17 protein-coding genes are annotated in these 17,953 nt (G+C 46.5%); 1 reads left to right on the forward strand and 16 read right to left on the reverse strand.

Annotated features, from left to right (window positions below):
• Window positions 1–3 precede the first annotated feature (3 nt).
• The 13 genes from MJ764_RS10190 to mraZ all read right to left on the reverse strand — a co-directional run bounded on the left by MJ764_RS10190 (window position 4) and on the right by mraZ (window position 14,584).
• On the reverse strand, window positions 4–783 hold the full coding sequence (locus tag MJ764_RS10190; RefSeq protein ID WP_239326691.1) for a cell division protein FtsQ/DivIB: 780 nt from the start codon (window positions 781–783) through the stop codon (window positions 4–6).
• Window positions 767–1,678 carry a D-alanine--D-alanine ligase gene (locus MJ764_RS10195; RefSeq protein WP_239326693.1) on the reverse strand — a complete coding sequence of 304 codons (912 nt, stop codon included), beginning with the start codon at window positions 1,676–1,678 and terminating at the stop codon, window positions 767–769. Before MJ764_RS10195 ends, MJ764_RS10190 begins: the two co-directional genes overlap by 17 nt.
• 65 nt (window positions 1,679–1,743) lie before the next feature.
• On the reverse strand, window positions 1,744–3,144 hold the full coding sequence (murC, locus tag MJ764_RS10200; protein ID WP_239326725.1) for a UDP-N-acetylmuramate--L-alanine ligase: 1,401 nt from the start codon (window positions 3,142–3,144) through the stop codon (window positions 1,744–1,746).
• Window positions 3,145–3,235: 91 nt separating this feature from the next.
• Window positions 3,236–4,303, reverse strand: coding sequence for an undecaprenyldiphospho-muramoylpentapeptide beta-N-acetylglucosaminyltransferase (gene murG, locus MJ764_RS10205; protein WP_239326695.1), 1,068 nt, complete (start codon window positions 4,301–4,303; stop codon window positions 3,236–3,238).
• A gap of 36 nt (window positions 4,304–4,339) precedes the next feature.
• A complete protein-coding gene (ftsW, locus tag MJ764_RS10210; protein ID WP_239326697.1) occupies window positions 4,340–5,494 on the reverse strand; it encodes a putative lipid II flippase FtsW in 1,155 nt (384 codons plus the stop codon).
• On the reverse strand, window positions 5,491–6,837 hold the full coding sequence (gene murD / locus MJ764_RS10215) for a UDP-N-acetylmuramoyl-L-alanine--D-glutamate ligase (RefSeq protein WP_239326727.1): 1,347 nt from the start codon (window positions 6,835–6,837) through the stop codon (window positions 5,491–5,493). The genes ftsW and murD overlap by 4 nt, the downstream gene beginning before the upstream one ends.
• A 68-nt stretch (window positions 6,838–6,905) precedes the next feature.
• Window positions 6,906–7,991: a phospho-N-acetylmuramoyl-pentapeptide-transferase gene (mraY, locus tag MJ764_RS10220; RefSeq protein WP_239326699.1), complete on the reverse strand. Its 1,086-nt coding sequence runs from the start codon at window positions 7,989–7,991 to the stop codon at window positions 6,906–6,908.
• A 149-nt stretch (window positions 7,992–8,140) separates the two neighbouring features.
• Window positions 8,141–9,499: a UDP-N-acetylmuramoyl-tripeptide--D-alanyl-D-alanine ligase gene (locus MJ764_RS10225; protein ID WP_239326701.1), complete on the reverse strand. Its 1,359-nt coding sequence runs from the start codon at window positions 9,497–9,499 to the stop codon at window positions 8,141–8,143.
• 24 nt (window positions 9,500–9,523) lie between these two features.
• Window positions 9,524–11,002 carry a UDP-N-acetylmuramoyl-L-alanyl-D-glutamate--2,6-diaminopimelate ligase gene (locus MJ764_RS10230; protein ID WP_239326703.1) on the reverse strand — a complete coding sequence of 493 codons (1,479 nt, stop codon included), beginning with the start codon at window positions 11,000–11,002 and terminating at the stop codon, window positions 9,524–9,526.
• 74 nt (window positions 11,003–11,076) lie between these two features.
• Window positions 11,077–12,819: a peptidoglycan D,D-transpeptidase FtsI family protein gene (locus MJ764_RS10235; RefSeq protein ID WP_239326705.1), complete on the reverse strand. Its 1,743-nt coding sequence runs from the start codon at window positions 12,817–12,819 to the stop codon at window positions 11,077–11,079.
• A 71-nt stretch (window positions 12,820–12,890) separates the two neighbouring features.
• Window positions 12,891–13,163 carry a cell division protein FtsL gene (gene ftsL / locus MJ764_RS10240; RefSeq protein WP_239326707.1) on the reverse strand — a complete coding sequence of 91 codons (273 nt, stop codon included), beginning with the start codon at window positions 13,161–13,163 and terminating at the stop codon, window positions 12,891–12,893.
• Window positions 13,164–13,187: 24 nt separating this feature from the next.
• The gene (gene rsmH / locus MJ764_RS10245; RefSeq protein WP_239326709.1) at window positions 13,188–14,132 is read right to left on the reverse strand and encodes a 16S rRNA (cytosine(1402)-N(4))-methyltransferase RsmH; all 945 of its coding nucleotides are present in this window, start codon (window positions 14,130–14,132) and stop codon (window positions 13,188–13,190) included.
• Window positions 14,129–14,584, reverse strand: coding sequence for a division/cell wall cluster transcriptional repressor MraZ (mraZ, locus tag MJ764_RS10250; protein WP_239326711.1), 456 nt, complete (start codon window positions 14,582–14,584; stop codon window positions 14,129–14,131). The genes rsmH and mraZ overlap by 4 nt, the downstream gene beginning before the upstream one ends.
• Before the next feature lie 288 nt (window positions 14,585–14,872).
• On the opposite strand from mraZ, the gene MJ764_RS10255 reads away from it, so the two are divergent.
• Window positions 14,873–16,024, forward strand: a complete 1,152-nt coding sequence (locus tag MJ764_RS10255; RefSeq protein ID WP_239326713.1) for a class I SAM-dependent methyltransferase — start codon at window positions 14,873–14,875, stop codon at window positions 16,022–16,024.
• Window positions 16,025–16,223: 199 nt separating this feature from the next.
• On the opposite strand, the gene MJ764_RS10260 is transcribed toward MJ764_RS10255, so the two are convergent.
• From MJ764_RS10260 to MJ764_RS10270, 3 genes are all read right to left on the reverse strand, one after another.
• Window positions 16,224–16,607: a hypothetical protein gene (locus MJ764_RS10260; protein ID WP_143421897.1), complete on the reverse strand. Its 384-nt coding sequence runs from the start codon at window positions 16,605–16,607 to the stop codon at window positions 16,224–16,226.
• Window positions 16,608–16,695: 88 nt separating this feature from the next.
• On the reverse strand, window positions 16,696–17,196 hold the full coding sequence (locus MJ764_RS10265; RefSeq protein ID WP_239326715.1) for a hypothetical protein: 501 nt from the start codon (window positions 17,194–17,196) through the stop codon (window positions 16,696–16,698).
• A gap of 540 nt (window positions 17,197–17,736) precedes the next feature.
• On the reverse strand, window positions 17,737–17,953 hold a 217-nt coding region (locus tag MJ764_RS10270), incomplete at its 5' end, for a calcium-binding protein (protein WP_239326717.1).

The following is a 17,953-nucleotide window of genomic DNA, read 5'->3' on the forward strand; positions in this document are numbered from 1 at the left end:
GGATCAATCCACTTGTACTTCATGCTGATCCATCGCTGTGGCTGCATCTGTTGCGTTAACGCCAGCAGGGGCTGAAACAGTTCTATTTTTATATCGTAATGCAAAACCATCCGGATAACGCAAATCCACATAGTCAATATTCCTGGCCTGATTTCGCAAAACCTGTTGCCATGCCCAAACAAAATTAGTCAGACGCTGCTCTACTTTTTCCCGTCCCAGCCGCAGGGTAATACCGTTAGTTAACATCAACTGCCAGGCAGAACGGTCACTTAACTGCAATTTTTGAATATGCAGACCGGTCGGTTGCAACAAACTCTCGAATGTTAACAAATGTACAGTCATGTAGCGAGCAGAACCATTGGTTCCGACCAACAAAGGTAGCTGTTCCTGAGCTGTGGCATTAAATATCTGCCCATCCATATCCACCATTTGCTGTGTATTCCAGCGCGCTACCGGTACACGTTCCTTAATATCCAGCTGCACTGTATCCGGCCATATCCGCTTTACCTGAACTTTGGCTACCCATGGTAGTTTGGCCAGCTCCGCCTGCGCAGCACTTACATTCACCGTAAAAATATTACCCCGCAAATACTGACGGCTGATTTTTTCAATTTCAGCTGACTGCAAATACTTCAACGGCTGTACTACCTGAATCTGCCGCACTGGAAAGTAGGGGGAGTGTACCAGCCATGTTCCGCCGGCGGCCAGCAGACAGGACAACACACACATATATAACCAGCGATAGAGCCGTTTTAAGGCTTGCGCATTATCCCACAGTCGCATGACTTAAAATTTCAACACACAAATCTTCAAAACTCAAGCCAATTTCACGTGCTGCTTTGGGCACCAGACTGTGCGCGGTCATGCCAGGCACAGTATTTACTTCCAGAATATAGATAGTGCCATCAACATCACGCAGGAAATCTACCCGTCCCCAGCCACGTCCACCTAGTGCCTTAAAGGCACGGGCTGTTAAATCACGCATATACTGCTCGTCTGGTAAAGTCAGGTCTGCCGGGCACAAATATTCGGTATCATCACGCTGATACTTGGCTTCATAATCATAAAATTCTGTTGCCGGTACAATGCGTATACTCGGTAATACCTGCTCACCAAGAATCCCGCAGGTATACTCACCACCTTCAATTGCCCGTTCTGCCAGAATTTCACCGTGATACTGTTTTAGCTGCTGATAAACTTGTGCCAGTTCACCAGCCTGCCTGATTTTAATCACACCAACACTACTGCCCTCTGCCGCTGGTTTGACAAACAGTGGCAAACCCAGTTCTTCTTCTACTGCTGCAAAATCACTGTCATCCTGTAATACGATAAACGGTACACAAGGCAAACCAACTCCCTGCCAGACCAGACGGCTGCGAAACTTGTCCATGCCCAGAGCACTGGCCGCCACTCCGCAACCAGTATAAGGAATACCCAAAGCTTCCAGCGCACCCTGCACTACCCCATCTTCACCATAAGAACCATGCAGAATATTAAAGGCTCGGGTAAATCCGGCACTAACCAGCTCAGACAAAGGCCGCTCAGATGGATCAAAAGCATGTGCATCAATACCACGACTTTTCAGTGCCGTCAGAATTGCCGCGCCACTTGCCAGTGAAACCTCGCGTTCACTGGAGAAGCCGCCCATCAGTACGGCGACTTTACCAAAATCATTCATTACCGTAATTAATCCTGTTTTTCTTTTTGCGACTACAGTTTAGATAAAAAAATAGGCTGTCAGCACTATACCGCAGCAGCCATACCCGTAAGCATGGCTGGTACTTTATTAATACTGCCGGCACCCATATTGAGCAAAACATCACCATCTTGCAACACATTTAATAAAGTAGGTGCCATTTCGTCCACGTTTGCCACATAAATCGGTTCAACTTTGCCCAACACTCTAATTGCACGCATTAATGCCTTACTGTCTGCCGCCACAATCGGATCTTCACCTGCAGCATACACTTCAGTTAACACCACGCCATCAGCTTTACTTAATACCTGTACAAAATCCTCAAAAAGGTCTCGCGTACGTGTATAGCGATGAGGCTGGAATGCAACCACCAGACGACGTTCAGGATAGGCACCCCGTGCGGCTGCTATGGTTGCAGACATTTCTACCGGATGATGACCATAATCATCAATTAGCAATGCCTTACCCCCTTCCGGCAATGAAATTTCACCGTATTGTTGAAAGCGGCGTCCGACGCCGGCAAAATTTTCCAATCCAAGCTGTATTGCCGGCACAGATACGCCAACTTCCAGCGCCACACCAATCACCGCCAGCGCATTCAGCACATTATGCTGCCCCGGCATATTAACCGTTACACTAAACGGTTCAATGCCTTTTTTGCGGGTGTGCACATCAAAGTGCATCTGCGCACCACAGGCAACAATATTAGTAGCATACAAATCAGCACTGTCATCAAGCCCATAGGTCACAAAAGGTTTCTGAATCTGCGGTAAAATCTGGCGCACATGTTCGCTGTCAATGCACAGAAAGGCCTTGCCATAAAACGGCATCCGATGTACAAAATCCACAAAAGCCTGATGCAGTTTTTCTACATCGTGGTCATAAGTATCCATGTGATCGGTATCGATATTGGTAACTACCGTAAATAGAGGCGTCAGGTAGAGAAATGACGCATCTGATTCATCCGCTTCAGCAACAATATATTCACCCTTACCCAGTTTGGCATTTGTTCCGGCAGCCGTTAACCGGCCACCGATTACAAAAGTCGGATCCAGTCCGGCAGCAGCCAGTACTGAAGCCGTCAAACTGGTGGTCGTGGTTTTCCCATGAGTACCGGCAATCGCAATACCACGGCCAAAACGCATGACTTCTGCCAGCATCATAGCACGCGGAATCACTGGAATTTTCTGTGCCAGTGCAGCCACAACCTCTGGATTGTCCTTTTTAACTGCCGTTGAAGTGACCACCACATCAGCACCAGTAATGTTTTCTGCACTGTGACCAGAGCAGATATGTACACCGACTGCCTGTAAATGCCGAGTTGCTGCATTATCAGCCAGATCAGAGCCGCTGATATGATAACCTTCATTATGCAAAACTTCGGCAATACCACACATACCAGTACCCCCAATACCCACAAAATGGATATGACGGATACGGTCTTTCATATTTTCTTTCATACTGTATAACTTTTCCTGCTAATCCAGACTTCCGGCTGGATACTCGGCCAAACATCATTCAAGCCGATTCAATCATAATTTAATGAATACTGGCCACGGCTGCCGCTGCCACTTTAGCCGCACTATCCGGCTGTGCCAATGCACGCGCCTTAGCCGCCATCTGCAAACATTGTTCACGCGATAAATCTATCAGTACAGTCATTAACGCCTGTGCATTCAGACTGGTCTGCGGCAATAACATAGCAGCACCATCCTTAACCATAAACTGCGCATTAGCTGTTTGATGATCATCTACAGCATGCGGATAAGGCACCAGAATTGCCCCTACTCCGGCGGCAGTTAACTCGGCAATAGTCAAGGCACCGGCACGACAAATCACCAAATCAGCCTCGCGGTAGGCGGAAACCATATCTGTGATAAATTCAACACATTCAGCTTCTACACCACACTCAGCATAATTATGCTGCAATTGTGCCAGTTTATTGCGTCCAGACTGATGTATCAGCCGCGGGCGCTGTGATACCGGCAATAAAGCCACTGCCTGCGGTACAACCTGATTTAAAATATCCGCGCCCAGACTGCCGCCAACCACCAGAATATTCAGCACTCCCTGCCTGCCGGCAAAGCGTTGTTGTGGCGAAGGCAAAGCGGCAATATCAGCCCGCACCGGATTACCAACCAGCCCGTTCTTATGCGCAAAAACCTGCGGAAACGCATACATCACCTGATTGGCAACATGCGACAACACCTTATTGGATAAACCAGCAATGGCATTCTGTTCATGCACCAGCAGTGGCAAACCACATAATTTGGCTGCTATCCCCCCCGGGAAAGTGACAAAACCACCAAAACCAATTACTGCGTCTACACGATGCTTGCGAATAATCTGCCGTGCTGCTGCAATGGTATTTAGCAACGTAAACGGTAATAACAGCTTGCGCTTGAGCCCATTACCACGAATACCTTTTATGGCCAGCGTTTCCAACGGTATGTTGTACTGTGGAACCAAACGTGTTTCCATCGCGCCAGCACTCCCCAGCCAGACAATATGATGTCCCTGCGCCTGCAATGCCTGAGCCACAGCGAGCGCTGGAAAAATATGTCCGCCCGTTCCGCCAGCCATAACCATAAAGGTTTTTGCACTCATCGTTTTCCCGTCAAGCTAAAAGTGTTCTGTGATTATTCAAACTTTAAAACCACGCATTACCCGCCGATTCTCATAATCGACCCGTAACAGCAAACCCACACAAATTAAAATAATCATAACAGCCGAACCACCATAAGACAGTAAAGGCAGAGTTAAACCTTTAGTTGGCAAAAGACCAATATTCACACCAATATTAAAAAAGCTTTGAATACCCAGCCAGATACCAATGCCTTTTGCCACGAAAGAACCATAAAACAGTTCCAGATCACGCGCCTGCTTACCAATGGAAAAGGCACGAATCACCAGCCAAATATAACAGAACATTAATATCAGAATACCCACAAAACCGAACTCTTCCCCGATAACCGCCAGAATAAAATCCGTATGTGCCTCAGGTAAATAAAAACGTTTTTCTAGGCTGGCGCCCAATCCTACACCAAACCAGCCACCACGCCCGATTGCCATTAACGAATGCGTCAACTGATAACCTTTACCCAGCGGATCTGCCCATGGATCAAGAAAGCCGGCAATACGAGCCATACGGTAAGGTTCGAATAACACCAGCAGAATCATGGCCAGCAAACCAAATCCTACTACAGCCATAAACCAGCGAAATGGCAAACCAGCCAGAAACAGCAGACCAACAGCAATAACGGAAACGACCACAAATGAACCGAAATCCGGTTCCAGCATAATCAACCCAAGCCCAAGCCCTATCGGAATACCGGCAAACCAGACCTTTTTGAATTCTTTTAGTATTTCAGCACGTCGAGTAAAAAAACTCGATAAATATAAAATAATGGCCAGTTTGAAAACCTCTGTAGGCTGAATATTGATCATTCCCACGTTAATCCAGCGTCTGGCACCATTAATTTCCCGCCCCATTACCAGTACCACAATCAGCAGCATAATACTGAATAGCAACACCAGTGGTGTCAACTTCTTCCAGGTACGCAAAGGAATTCGAGCCGCTACACAACCAAATAGACCGCCACTCAATAGAAAAACAGCCTGACGAATCAGGTAATAATAGGTACTGCCACCATCATGCTGTGCATAGGCAATTGAAGCCGAGTACACCATAATCAGGCTGAAACTCGCCATCAATACCACCATCCACAGTAGTGACTGGTCAAAAGTATCGCCGCGCCGCAGCAAATTACGATCCAGCAAACGTGATTCAGTAATCATACTGCGCCGTCCTGCAACTGCTGAACACTGGCAATAAATACTTCACTGCGGTGTGCATAGCCCTTAAACATATCATAACTGGCACAGGCAGGGCTCAGCAGTACAATATCCCCCGGGTGCGCCAGCGTAAAGGCTCGCTGAGTGGCCTGAGGCAAATCATCACAATATTCTACTGGATACGTAGCCTCTGCCAGAGCTGCTCCCAGTTGATAGCTATCTACTCCAATCAGCAAAACAGCACGAGCCTTATCACGCAATGCTCCCCGTAAAGGGGTAAAATCCTGTCCTTTGCCCTGCCCGCCGGCAATCAGCACAATCTGTTTATCCAGCCCGTACAATGCAGCACACGTAGCACCGACATTTGTTCCCTTGGAATCATCAATAAATGTTACACCATTGACTTCAGCTACTTTTTCTACCCGATGCGGCAACCCCTTAAATGCACGTACATGCTGGAGCAATTGTGCCCTTGGCAAACCAATAGCCTCACATAAAGCGAATGCAGCCAGCACATTGGCCACATTATGCGTACCCTGCAAAGACAGTGCATCATAGGCCAGCAATGACTCATTATCCGCACATAGCACATCTTTATTTAGCCAGAAATCAGTAGCCTGCTGTAAAGAAAACCATTTTACCGGACGGCCATGTCGCAGCATAGCACGACAGAATACATCATCAGCATTTAATACCTGAATCGCCTGACCTCGAAAAATCCGGTCTTTACTATGGGCATAATCCAGCAAATCATCATAGCGATCCAGATGGTCTTCTGACACATTCAGCACTGTGGCAGCAGTCGCATTCAGACAGGGCGTGGTTTCCAGCTGAAAGCTTGACAATTCCAGCACCCAGACATCGGCTGCTTTACCTGCGCGCTCCAGATAGGCTTCGAGTACCGGCGTACCAATATTGCCAGCCACTACCGTATCCAGCCCACACTGTGCACATAAAAAACCCACCAGACTGGTAGTAGTAGTTTTACCATTTGAACCAGTAATAGCAATAATTTTACTGCCGCACTCTGAAAGCAAATCAGCCAGAATCGCCACATCACCTAGCACTACACCACCAGCACGTTTAAAGGCAACGATGGCAGCATGACGCTGACTGATTCCGGGGCTTAAGGCCAGAATATCAAACTGATGCTGACCAAGCACAGCAGCCAGTTCACCAGTATGTACATCAACCTGATAGCACTCGGAGACTGACTGCCGTGTTTTTTCGTCTGGCTGTGCATCATAAGCGGCCACATCAGCACCCGCCTGTGTCAAAAATGCCAGCATTGAAACACCCGTACGTCCCAACCCTGCAACCAAAACCTTCTTATTACGCCAATCAATCATGGCTTAGTCCTACACTTATTTTTCAATTACACAATCATGGCCAGATACTGTTTAACTTACTACCATTAACGAATTTTCAGAGAAGACAAACCCACCAGTACCAGAATCATAGTAATAATCCAGAAACGTACGACAACCTGTGTTTCTTTCCAGCCTTTCTGTTCAAAATGATGGTGAATTGGCGCCATCAGGAAAATACGCTTGCGCCGCAATTTGTACGACCCTACCTGTAGCATGACAGACAGTGCTTCAACCACAAATAATCCGCCCATAATCACCAATACAATTTCCTGACGCACAATCACCGCAATTGTACCCAGTGCCGCGCCCAGCGCCAGCGCGCCGACATCGCCCATGAATACCTGCGCCGGATAGGCGTTAAACCACAGAAATCCCAGACAGGAACCACAAATTGCAGCACAGAAAATCATCACTTCATTGGCACCGGGCACATGTGGTAACTGCAAATAATGGGCAAATTCAGCATGGCCACTAACATAGGCGAAAATTGACAGCCCTGCTGCCACCAATACTATTGGAAAAGCAGCCAACCCATCCAAACCATCAGTCAGATTGACTGCATTAGAAGTACCGACAATCACAAAATAAGTCAGAACCACAAAGCCAATACCACCAAGCGGATAAGTAATTTCCTTGAAAAACGGCACAATAAAAGCAGTTGTTGAGCTTAAATGCGCGGCATAAAACAGCACCAGACCGGCGATCAACGCCACAGCAGATTGCCATACCATTTTAAATTTGGCCGAAACCCCATGTGGGTCTTTATAAACTACTTTTTTCCAGTCATCATAAAAACCCAGTGCACCAGTACTCAGCATCACCAGCAATAGCACCCAGATATAAGGATTGGCCAAATTGCCCCATAATAAGGTTGTAACAGTAATAGCCAGTAAAATCAGCGTTCCGCCCATCGTCGGCGTACCGGTTTTTATCAGATGAGTTTTAGGACCATCATCGCGTACGGCCTGCCCCACCTTGAGCTGAGTTAATTTACGAATCATCCACGGCCCGAATGCCAGACTTAGACCCATGGACGTGAGTGCCGCCATCACCGCACGAAAAGTAGTGTATTGAAATAAATGTAAACCATTTATCCAGTAATGAAAAAGTTCCGCTAACCACAACAGCATGGTTGTTTTCCCTTGCCACGGCCAGAGCCATGACGGTTAATCAAATAATCACTGCTGCCAGAATGAAAACAACCATTCATGGCAGCCTGAACCGGATAAAACGGCTATTCGAAGTCGCTTAACCCGGCTTGAAGATAGTAATCTACAGCTTATTCTTGCGTTAATGCCTGTACCACATCTTCCATATGCATGAAACGTGAGCCTTTCACCAGAATGGTAGCCGTTTGCTGATCCCATGCACGTAAATCGTCAATCAGCCGGTTTCTGTCCTGATAAAACGCTTCCGCGGTTCCATAGGCTTCTGCCGCATACTGACTATTGTCACCGATAAAAAATGCAGCCTCAATGCCACGTGCCCTCATATAAGCACCGACTTCGGCATGCAAAGCAGGAGCATTACTACCCAGTTCACCGATGGCACCCATGACCATAATTCGTGGTGCCGGAAACACTGCCAGAACATCAATAGCAGCCTTGAATGCATCCGGATTGGCATTATAAGTGTCATCAATCACAAGAGCACCATGGACACTGCGTTTCCGTTGCAACCGACCTTTGGCGTTTTCAAACGCATTCAGTCCACGCAAGACCGTTAAAGGCAAACCGGCTGCCAGCGCCAATGCACCGGCAGCCACAACATTGTGCACCATATGCAATCCCGGCACAGGCACCTGTAAATTAATTACTCCTTGCGGGCTATGCAAATCAAAACAGATACCTAAAGGCTGCAATACAACATTTTCGGCATGCACATCATCCTGCTCAGTACCAAAGCGGATATAACGTTTACCTTGTAAAGCTGCCATGTAAATATCTAACTGGCTATCATCAGTAGGAACAAAGCCAATTCCGTCCGCATTCAACCCCTGATAAATTTCGCTTTTGGCACGGGCAATATCAGCCACATCCGCAAAGCCACAACCAATATGGGCACGCAGGGCATTATTAACCAGCGCATAGTCCGGGCTGGCCAATCCGGTTAAATAACTCAACTCACCGGCATGATTCATACCCATTTCAATCACCGCATAACGATGGTGAGATCGTAGCTGCAACAGCGTTAATGGTAAGCCAATATGATTGTTAAAATTACCAGCAGTAGCCAGAACAGCATCATTGCCGGCATGGTGGCGCAAAATTGCTGCCAGCATTTCCTTCACTGTAGTTTTACCGGCTGAACCGGTAATACCAAAAACCTGCAACGCCGGATTAACCACCATGCGCCAGGCATGTGCCAACTGTCCTAATGCCTTCTTTGTATCTGCCACAACTAGACAATGCGCCTTATTTTGATAGTCAGCCCGGCTGACAATACACAACCGAGCACCCTGAGCCAGTACCTCATCAATAAAATCATGACCATCAAAGCGTTCGCCCTGAATGGCCACAAACACATCACCCGATTGAACCTGACTGCTGTCAATAACCACCCGTGTTACTGGCTGATTATTGACAGGCAGCACCTGTCCAAAAGTTTGATAAATAAAATCCAGATCTAAATTCGGCATGTTCTACCAATAGTTACATAGACATCAGGTGCGTTGACGTAAAGCTGCCTGTGCCACCTCAAAATCAGAAAAATGCTGCTTGTGACCACCAATATCCTGATAGGTTTCATGGCCTTTACCTGCAATCAGCACAATATCGCCAATTGCTGCATGATTCACAGCATAATTAATCGCGCTACTGCGGTCTGGCTCAACCAGTACCGGTGCAGCAATTGCCGGTAAAATATCGGCAATAATTGCCTGCGGATTCTCCGTACGCGGATTATCACTGGTTACCACCACATAATCTGCGCCAGCGGCCGCAGCCGCTCCCATTAATGGCCGCTTCCCCGCATCACGATCGCCGCCACAACCAAAAACACACCATAAATGTGCGCCGGCAGGTTTGATTTCCTGTAACGTAGCCAATGCCTTTTCCAGCGCATCCGGTGTATGGGCATAATCAACGACCACCAGCGGCTGTTTATCCCCCATCAGACAATCCATACGTCCAGTAGCCGGACGGATATGCGGCCACACAGCAAGTACATCATCAAAAGCAAAACCATTGGCACACAATACACCAACGCAGGCAGCCAAATTCTGGGCATTGAAACGCCCCAGCAAATAGGTATGCACTATGCCTTCGCCCCATGGCGTGCGTAAATGTACCTGCATGCCGCTGGCAGAGGCCTGAAACTGATAAATATGAATATCCGCCTGTGCATGAAAGCCATAAGCCAGTATAGTTAAGTGCGAACGAGCACGGCGTAAATCCTGCCACAACTGGTAGCCGAATTCATCATCAATATTGACAATAGCATGTTGCAGACCGTACCAATAAAACAGCGCAGCTTTACAAGCCCCATAGTGCTGCATACTATGATGATAATCCAAGTGGTCACGAGTCAGATTGGTAAACACCGCACTGGTAAAAGGCACACCAACTACACGGCTTTGAGCCAGACCATGGCTGGATACCTCCATAGCCACTGCTGTCGCATTCTCTTGCACAAACCGGCGCAACCATGTCTGATTGGCAACCGCATCCATGGTCGTATTCATGCTCTCATGCAACTGCTGCCAGTAACCATTACCTACAGTACCCATAATGGCGCATTTTTTTCCCAGAATATCAGCAGCCTGTGCCAGCCATTGTGAAACCGAGGTTTTACCATTGGTTCCGGTTACCCCCCAGATGGGCAGCTTTCTACCCGGATAGTCATAGCAGGCAGCAGCCACCAAACCGGCACGCTGACGCAAATCCACTACCGCCTCATTCGCTACCGTCCACTCTGCCTGCCACCTGAACTGACCATCATCATCCCAGAATACGAATGCTGCTCCATTATCGATAGCTGCCTGAATAAAATCCCGGCCATCAGTATATTCACCCTGACAGGCTACAAATACATCGCCCGGTTGTACCTGTCTACTGTCGACCCGCAAGGTACGACCCGCAATCAGTGCACGTGTTTGAGCACTTAAATGATATTCAGGTAAAGGATTTTTCAGGGAAAACATAATACAGCCGTTTCACACATTTTCATCAGATACAAACAGACAGACAATCTGTGCAAGCACAGATTGTCTAAAGATTAACGCCTCTCAGGATGCAAACCAGTCTTCACCGGCCTTGTAGGCGAAACACCCAATACATTCAGCGTACCCGCCATGACATCATGGAATACCGGACCGGAAACCGGACCACCATAATAACCATTAGTAGTAGGATTCTGGATATTGACGGCCACAATAACACGCGGATTATCCGCTGGTGCAAAACCAATAAATGTAGCCATATGCTTGGAATCAGAATAATGCCCGTCTACCAACATTCGTGCCGTACCAGTTTTGGCCGCAACCTCATATCCCTCAATTGCCCCCTGCAAACCAGTACCACCAGGCTGAGTAACAGCAATCATCATATGCCGTACTTCCCGCGCCGTTTTCGGTTGGATAATGCGTTCACCCTGCGGTGCCTTATCCAGCTTGAGGAAGCTAACCGGCAATAACTTTCCATCATTGGTAAAAATAGTATATGCCCGTGCCAGTTGTAGTAAGCTCATCTGAATACCATAACCGAAAGACATAGTAGCCTGCTCAATCGGACGCCAGTTATGCCAGTCCCGTACCACCCCCGGCGTCTCCCCCGGAAAACCGGAATGCATCCGGTGACCAAAACCGATAGAAGTATACAGGTTGTACATTTCTTCCGGAGTAAACATGGCAGAAATTTTACTTGTGCCAACATTAGACGACTTCTGAATGATGCCACGTACATCCAGATAAGGGTAATTATGCGTATCCCGCACCGTAGCCGGCCCGATTTTATACGGCAAAGTATTAAAGCCGCTGCCCGGCCGGATTTTACCGCTATCCAGTCCCTTGGCAATAGTAAACGGCTTCATCGCACTACCCGGTTCAATCATATCGGTAACAGCTCGGTTACGGCGTGCATCACTTTCAACAGCTGCCGGATTATTGGGGTCATAACCCGGTGAATTGACCAACGCAAGAATTTCACCGGTTTTACCATCCAGTACTACCACCGAACCAGCCGAAGCAGTATGAAACTGCATTGCTTTATTCAAAGACTCATAAGCAATAGACTGAATACGCTGATCTATAGACAGCACCATATTGGCACCATTCTTCGGTGGCTGATTGCGGGGCGAATCCAGACTGTCAACAATATTACCTTTATTGTCACGCAGCACAACCTTGGCTCCGTCAACCCCATGCAGAATACTTTCGCGTGACAGTTCCAGCCCCTCCTGTCCTTTACCATCAATATTGGTAAAACCAATGATATGGGAAAAAATCCGTCCCATCGGGTAATGGCGTTTACTTTCATGCTGAAAGGCCAGACCTTTAATATTCAATGCGGCCACTTTTTCTGCAATCTCTGGCGACAACTGACGTTTCAGATAAATAAAGTCTTTATTGCGACTGAGACGGCTTTTAATCGTTGCTACCGGTACATCAATCAGCGCAGACAACTGTTGCAACTGAGCTTCAGCAGGCATCTGTTCCATAGCCGAAGGTACCGCATATAAAGAATCTGCCGGTGCGCTGATAGCCAGTGCCGCACCATTACGGTCAGAAATTGTGCCTCGGGTAGCAACCAGTGGCAGAGTACGGACAAAGCGCTGATCACCCTGCTCTTTCAAAAATTCATGTTTTTCAGTCTGTAGATAAATACCACGTCCGATTAGCATGGCAAAAGCCATAGCCAGAGTACCCAGCACCAACACTATCCGTCCGTTGGTTGTTACAGGCTTGACCTGTTTCACCTCACGGGGCAGCATGCGCGGCTTATAATCGTTTTTAATTAACATAGTAGTTTGTTCCACTGCCGGATATTGCTGCCTGAAAGCAACATTCCATTATTCTCTGCCCATTCATATCATCATTTAACCGGTCGAGGTACGGCCAGCATCTGCGTTTCGGCCAGTGATGGCGAATGCAGATTCTGCCGAGCTGAAGCATCCTGAATCAACTGATGATTCGATAGCCGTGCCTGCGCCAGCTTTAAACGACTGAAATCTTCATTCAGAAGACTTTCCCCTTTTTGCGCCTTATCCAGTGCGATAAAAAACTGGCGCGAACGATCCTGTACCGTTACCACAGCAAATGCTGAAGCCAGTACCAACAAAAGCAAAATAATGTTGATTTTATTCATAATCAACCAACCATAAATCTTTATCTAACAACTGCGCTCTGCCACACGCAATATCGCTGAACGAGCTCGCGGATTGGCTTCAATTTCGGCAGAAGTGGGCTTTTGTGCCTTGCCTATCAGACGCAGTGGAGGCTGCTCACGCTCAGTTTCCTTAACCACAGCCCAGCGCGGTAAAGGTGCCGGACGACTGTGCTGCTGCATAAAATGTTTAACAATCCTGTCTTCAAGTGAATGAAACGAAATCACCGCCAGCCGGCCACCAGCAACCAAACAATTCATCACCTGAGGAAGCACCCCTGTTATTTCTTCCAGTTCACGGTTAATAAAGATGCGAATAGCCTGGAAGGTACGCGTGGCCGGATCCTGCCCGCGCTCACGAGTACGGACGACTTGTGCCACGAGGCGCGCCAACTGGCCGGTTGTGGTAATCGGCATTTCGTCCCGCTGTGCCACAATTGCCCGTGCAATCTGGCGACTAAACCGCTCTTCACCATAATTTTTAATCACCTCATGTATAGCCTGCTCTTCAGCCACCGCCAACCATTGAGCTGCCGACTGTCCGCGTGTGGTATCCATGCGCATATCCAGTGGCGCATCAAAGCGAAAACTGAAACCGCGGCCAGCTTCATCAATCTGGGGGGATGAAATACCCAGATCAAACAGCGCACCATTTATTTGTCTAATACCCAACTGTTCCAGTGAACGGGTCAGTGCAGAAAAACCTTCATGCACTACCTGCACCCGCCTGTCCTGCTGTGCCAGTTGCTGCGCCACAGCTATCGCCTGCGGATCTTTGTCAAAAACAACCAGCCGACCATCATGCCCCAGCTGCGACAAAATCAGACGTGAATGACCACCACGACCAAAAGTTCCGTCAACATACACACCAGCAGACTGCACCTGTAAACCGGCAACTGCTTCATTCAAAAGAACGGTCACATGACCGCCATTACTAGTCTGTTCACTCATAATTGCAGTTGAGTCTTACCCAATTCTGCTGCCAGCATGTCTTCATCCATATCCAATGCGGCATTATTTTGTTCTTCCCACAGTGCCCTACCCCATACCTCGAGGCGATTGGCACGACCCACTACATAAACCTCACGTTCGAAATTCACCAAACGGCGCAAGTGCGCCGGCAACAACACCCTGCCAGCACTATCCAGCTCCATGGTATCGGCGTTATGCAATAGCAAATTCTGATACGCCTGCAATACCCTGTTACCCGCCACCGGCAGCTGCAACAGCTGCGCTTCCACACTGCGCCATGATGACTCAGGATACAGCAATAAATGCGTGCGCTTTTCCAGTGTAGCCACCAGTACCGGAGTGAAATGACGCGCCAGCAAATCGCGAAACTTGGCTGGAATAGCCAATCGCCCTTTACTGTCTATACTTAACTCGTACGCGCCGCCAAACATGATTCAGCTCCAGTTAACTGTACCGGGATTATCCCCCACTTTGCCACACCTTTACACACTTATTCACACTATAAGGCAAATTTGCACGTAGGGTCAATGTAATTCAGGCAAACTTTACCCGCACAGAAAAGCAGCCAAAAGCATAAAAAAATAACTAATTCAATACATTAATTTACAATTCATGCAAACCGGCTTATTTGTACCATTTGAGATACTTTACCCGGGCAGACACAAGCGAAAATCAACGTTTATAATGACTTCTCCTTTACAATTTTCACCATCTATCCCATGGATAATTTACCCCGCCCTGAACAAGCCGCTCTAGCCAGTTCACAGATATTGACTGCACTCATTCAGCAGAAAATCCAGCAACAGGATAACTGGCTGTGTTTCGCCGACTACATGCAAATGGCACTTTATACCCCTGGTTATGGTTATTACACCGGTGGTGCACAAAAATTTGGCAGGGATGGTGACTTTATTACCGCACCGGGACTAACGCCGCTATTCGGACAAACATTAGCACAGCAGTTAAATGCACTACTGCCGCAAACTGCAGGTAACATTTACGAATTTGGTGCCGGTACTGGCCAACTGGCCGCATCTATCCTGCCAGCACTGCACAGCAGCCAGCTTCAGCACTACTACATTATCGAACTGTCAGCAGAACTGGCACAGCGCCAGCGCGAATACATCCACACCCATGCCCCAGCTCAGGCAAACAAAGTTATCCACTTAACCCAGTTACCGGCACAATTTAATGGCATACTGCTGGGCAACGAAGTTCTGGATGCCATGCCAGTACCGGTTTATCAGCGTCAGGGAAATCAGATAACCGAAATGGGCGTCAGTTGGATGAATGGCCGATTAAACTGGCAAACTCGTCCCGTTAGTAATCCGGCTGTACAACAGCAGGTACTAGAGACTTTCCCAGCAACAGCAGCCCCCTATCAATCCGAACTGCATCCACAACAATATGCCTTCGTCGCCACACTGGCGCAAAAACTGCAACGCGGAGCCATGATCTGGATTGATTATGGCTTTGATGCAGCACAGTATTATCATCCGCAGCGCCAGCAGGGTACTTTAATCGGGCATTACCGCCATCACACCATTCATGACCCCTTTTATTATCCCGGCCTGACTGACCTAACCACCCATATCAACTTCACCCGCATTGCCGACGCAGGGATCGATAATCATCTAGACTTGATTGGCTACACCAATCAGGCAACATTCCTGCTCAATCTGGGCATAACCGAATTACTGGCACAAACCGGCAAACCCGAAGATACCCCCTACATTCAGGCAGCCTCAGCCTGCCATACCCTGCTGAACGCGCATGAAATGGGCGAATTATTTAAAGTTATCGCATTTGGCAAAGATATTGATGTTAATTGGCAAGGATTTATGCATGGGGATTTGTGCCATAAACTATAGGAAGATTAATTACAAATAAACTTTACTGACAAGCATATAAAAAATTATTTCTTATTTTCCATAATATTTACCTGTAGCAAATCATCGCATTGTTTACAGCAATTGAAGAAAATACCGTAATCAAGATAAGTAAAACCCAAATAAACACCCTATCATCAGCAACAAATTTCGCGATTACACCATATAGAGATATAAAAAGCTATTCCTCAACCTTGATAGTATAAATTTTTTTAAACTGACTAGCCGGACAATGCATAGTTACATAAGTAGTTCCTGTAAATTCTATACTAATTGTTCCGTTCACTTTAGGCGTTCCTTTTATGGTGAAATCATTATATGAATTATTCCAATCAAAATAGGATGGAGATAGCTCAAGCCCTGAATTTTCAGGTTTAATATGATAGGAATCACTGCGAACTACACCAACATTAATATTTATTTCAGCATAATAAGGTTTACCAAAAGCGGCATTGGGTAAAGATTCAGATAGCACTTCAAATTTTCCGCTACAAAAACACCCAGTAAGTGAAAGAACTAAAAATAAGTTAACGATTAACATTAAATAATATCGTGATTTTTTCATATGGTTTATTGCGATTAATTGAATTTTTATTAAAAATAAGTGTGTCTTAAACACTTTACCATTTATCTTGTTGCCATATATGTTTTATCTAAGGAATTTTACTTACCACCATAGCTGCGAAGGAGTATTCCATAATTTCACCTAAAGTTTTTGAGGTCCACCATTTTTTTACCTTGCCCCATGAAAATAGTTCAAGCTGAACCTTTTCAGTTATTGCTGTTTGTTCTGTTATTTCCAGACCATTGTGTAATTTTAATTTATCTGTCCAAACTATCCAGTGGTTTTTAGTTGTTAAAATACCCTGATTAGTAATCATTTTTGCTGTTATTAATACAACAACATGTGTTTCAGGGCTAATATAAGAATTTAAACGACATAAATCTTGTAAAGTTAAATGTGGCCCCCGGATCTGAGCAATTAAACTTGTATTGATGCTGTATAAAATTTTAGCACCAGAATTTTCAAACCATGTTTTAAAGAAAAAATACACATCACCGACTTGGCTAAACACTTTATGGTTAATTGCCCGAGCTTTTACAACATCTAAAAAAGCCAGATTGAAGCTGCTTATCCCCTTAGCCTGTAACAATAAACGCCATAAAACAACTAGCTACAGACTCAAACATCTGCTTAAAATTGCAACATCCATCGAAGATAAACTAAGGCACCATTACAAAACCTGTCCAAGCACAATACTACATCTCGATACCAAGCATTTACCCTTATTAAAGACAATGGAAAGCAGCAGACCAGAGAGTATTTATTTGTCTTAATTAACGACTTCTTACCCGCACTTGACACAAATATTTATCCGGCTAAATCTCAATTTGACTCAGCGCCGTTTCTATAGACAATGTATTAGCACCGTGTCTTATATCATTGATAGTATTTGCCCTGTTAATGGCCGTGAATATCAAGGGAAATCCGAACATCAATTTATTTAAATGTTTAATAATAATAGATAAATAAAAGATTCACCCAACCCGCCTGCTCACAGACAAACGGCAAAGCAAAAAATTGCCAAGTACTTTAATGACAATACAGCATAATTAGCATCAGCTATCTTTATCCACAATAAAAAGCCTGCAAATATAATTTGCAGGCTTGTCTATACTACAGTACTTTTGGCTTAACCACAGTTGGCCGCAAGAATATTCGGCGGTGCAAACTGCTTCACCTCATCCGCCGCCCATATCCGGCCTTCGCTGCTGCCACTAGAGAAAGTAGCCATTGCCCCTACCAATTGCTGTACCTGTGCGGCTGTATAGTGCATACCATCCGCAGTATGAATCTGATACTGCCGGTATGACGCATCCGCAAACCAGTTATCCAGCCGTACCTGATCA

It is taken from the genome of Snodgrassella gandavensis (assembly GCF_914768025.1).
In the GTDB taxonomy this organism is placed as follows: Bacteria; Pseudomonadota; Gammaproteobacteria; order Burkholderiales; family Neisseriaceae; genus Snodgrassella; species Snodgrassella gandavensis.